Origin of the sequence: Paenibacillus sp. Soil787 (genome assembly GCF_001429545.1) — a bacterium.
In the GTDB taxonomy this organism is placed as follows: Bacteria; Bacillota; Bacilli; order Paenibacillales; family NBRC-103111; genus Paenibacillus_E.
Genome location: NZ_LMSP01000040.1, coordinates 1 through 2,453, shown reverse-complemented (window position 1 = coordinate 2,453; position 2,453 = coordinate 1). Strand labels below are relative to the sequence as shown.

The following is a 2,453-nucleotide window of genomic DNA, read 5'->3' as shown; positions in this document are numbered from 1 at the left end:
CCTATTAAGGGCATTGACCCGTTGCAACCCCATCGTACAGGAGACGCTCCTTTTATTTCAAAGGCCAAATATTAGCGTCTACAGGAATGTTCTTAACGTTCAAGTAAAGTGTAAATTCGGAGGAAAAGCAATCGGATAAGAGCCTTTATAGACTGCTATCTCTTCATTTTCACCGTAATTTGTAAAAATAGGAGTCCCTAGAGACTCTTAACGTTCAAGTGAAGTGTGGATTCGGGAGAAATATCGTCGGATAAGACCTTAAGGAGCTAATCTCACTATAAAACTCCGAATTTCCCACAAGGCCCCTTAAAMWTCGTACAAGCTATTGACATTCAAACCAATTACAGAGGTCAGAAAGGGATTTGTCCGTTTAAATGCCCTGATTGTAATGCTTAAACAGAGAATAACGTGATATCTTGGCACCAAATGGATATCCTGAGTAGGTGACTGTTTATGAATGCCGCTATAAGTCCTTATCCAGCAAGGGTTTTGAATTATGAAATTGACTCGAAATTACAACATTCCGAGCTTGCCAAGCAGAAATCAAGGAAATTGTTGTACGCAGTACAACTTATCTTTCTAATTCTCCATTTTCAAAAAAAAAACAGAAACAAAACGCTAGGGAAGCATAGTTACTTACGAATGTTATGCATATCCACAATTTCACTTAGCCTTAGCAAAAAATCCGTAGCTAACTATCCTAAAAAAGGTAAGCTTCGTAGCCTTACCCCTAACCCAAAAAATATAAATTCTGTCGACAAAAAAAGTGGTTGAATCAGGAAATCTTCCTGATCCAACCACTTTACTTTGTCATGCGATACCGGCAAGAGGACTCGAACCTCCACCCTTTCGGACTCGATTTTGAGTCGAGCGCGTCTGCCATTCCGCCATGCCGGCTTATATGCGCGCCTTGATGTGATAAGGCACGCAAGCAGTTAAGATAATGCCGAAGACCGGACTTGAACCGGTACGGTAGTCACCTACCGCAGGATTTTAAGTCCTGTGCGTCTGCCGATTCCGCCACTCCGGCTTAATTGAAAGCTCCGAACTGGAAGTAACTAAATTTCATTCCAGTTCATCACTTTGGGATGCGCGTAGAGGGACTTGAACCCCCACGGTCGCCCGCTAGATCCTAAGTCTAGTGCGTCTGCCAATTCCGCCATACGCGCATACTGTAAATAAGGCAAAGTGAGTCATGTAGGATTCGAACCTACGACACCCTGATTAAAAGTCAGGTGCTCTACCAACTGAGCTAATGACTCATGAAAGACATGAGTTCATGATTGAAAAGAATGGGCGGACGACGGGACTTGAACCCGCGAATGCTGGATCCACAAACCAGTGCGTTAACCCCTTCGCCACGACCGCCATATGAATAATTCTTGCTGTTTCCCGTAAAAGTAATCGGCGTTACTACAACGCTTCACTTCACTTTTATAGGTATTGTGGTGCCGTCGAGAGGACTTGAACCCCCAACCTACTGATTACAAGTCAGTTGCTCTACCAGTTGAGCTACAACGGCATATTTACTTATGGGGTCCCCGAAAAGTCATCGGAAACTACACCTTAGACTCTACTTCACTTTTGGGGTGAAGTGGTGGCTCGGGACGGAATCGAACCGCCGACACGAGGATTTTCAGTCCTCTGCTCTACCGACTGAGCTACCGAGCCTTACTTGATGTTAGTGTCACTTCTTAGGGTTAATGGCGGAGCTGACGGGATTCGAACCCGCGGTCTCCTGCGTGACAGGCAGGCATGTTAGGCCACTACACCACAGCTCCAAAGTATACGTAAAATGGTGAACGCTGACGGGTTCGAACCGCCGACCCCTACCCTGTCAAGGTAGTGCTCTCCCAGCTGAGCTAAGCGTTCATGAAATTGTTAAAGGGTTATTGGTGACCCGTAGGGGACTCGAACCCCTGTTACCTCCGTGAAAGGGAGGTGTCTTAACCACTTGACCAACGGGCCTAGAATCCGCCGAATCTTCGGCAAAAAAAATACCCACTAGGGGTAACTGCTTGGCAACGTTCTACTCTCCCAGAACCCTGCGGTTCAAGTACCATCGACGCTGGAGGGCTTAACGGTCGTGTTCGAGATGGGAACGCGTGGGTGCTTGGCAACGTTCTACTCTCCCAGAACCCTGCGGTTCAAGTACCATCGACGCTGGAGGGCTTAACGGTCGTGTTCGAGATGGGAACGCGTGGGTCCCCTCCGCAATCATCACCAAACAGTCAAAGCGTGGTTTGTGCCTTGAAAACTAGATACGAAACTTGCGTAAAGTTAGATATTGCACACTACGTCAGACGTAGCTGCTTGCTGCTTAGTCAGCTTTTTGGTTAAGCCCTCGACCGATTAGTATTCGTCAGCTGCATGCATTGCTGCACTTCCACCTCGAACCTATCAACCTCGTCGTCTACAAGGGGTCTTCAACCTCGTCGTCTACAAGGGGTCTT

10 tRNA genes and 2 rRNA genes are annotated in these 2,453 nt (G+C 46.9%); all 12 read right to left on the bottom strand.

Annotated features, from left to right (window positions below):
- Window positions 1-818: 818 nt before the first annotated feature.
- Window positions 819-897, bottom strand: a tRNA-Leu gene (locus tag ASG93_RS26160).
- A gap of 47 nt (window positions 898-944) precedes the next feature.
- Window positions 945-1,030: transfer RNA gene (locus ASG93_RS26155), tRNA-Leu, on the bottom strand.
- Window positions 1,031-1,089: 59 nt separating this feature from the next.
- A tRNA-Leu gene (locus ASG93_RS26150) sits at window positions 1,090-1,169 on the bottom strand.
- Between the two features lie 20 nt (window positions 1,170-1,189).
- Window positions 1,190-1,262: transfer RNA gene (locus ASG93_RS26145), tRNA-Lys, on the bottom strand.
- A 33-nt stretch (window positions 1,263-1,295) separates the two neighbouring features.
- Window positions 1,296-1,368, bottom strand: a tRNA-His gene (locus ASG93_RS26140).
- 78 nt (window positions 1,369-1,446) lie between these two features.
- Window positions 1,447-1,522: transfer RNA gene (locus ASG93_RS26135), tRNA-Thr, on the bottom strand.
- Between the two features lie 73 nt (window positions 1,523-1,595).
- Window positions 1,596-1,671, bottom strand: a tRNA-Phe gene (locus tag ASG93_RS26130).
- A 33-nt stretch (window positions 1,672-1,704) separates the two neighbouring features.
- Window positions 1,705-1,781: transfer RNA gene (locus ASG93_RS26125), tRNA-Asp, on the bottom strand.
- Between the two features lie 15 nt (window positions 1,782-1,796).
- Window positions 1,797-1,872: transfer RNA gene (locus ASG93_RS26120), tRNA-Val, on the bottom strand.
- Between the two features lie 21 nt (window positions 1,873-1,893).
- A tRNA-Glu gene (locus ASG93_RS26115) sits at window positions 1,894-1,968 on the bottom strand.
- 143 nt (window positions 1,969-2,111) lie between these two features.
- Window positions 2,112-2,228 (bottom strand): 5S ribosomal RNA (gene rrf, locus ASG93_RS26110).
- Window positions 2,229-2,332: 104 nt separating this feature from the next.
- Window positions 2,333-2,453: ribosomal RNA gene (locus ASG93_RS35995) — 23S ribosomal RNA — on the bottom strand; the annotation flags it as partial.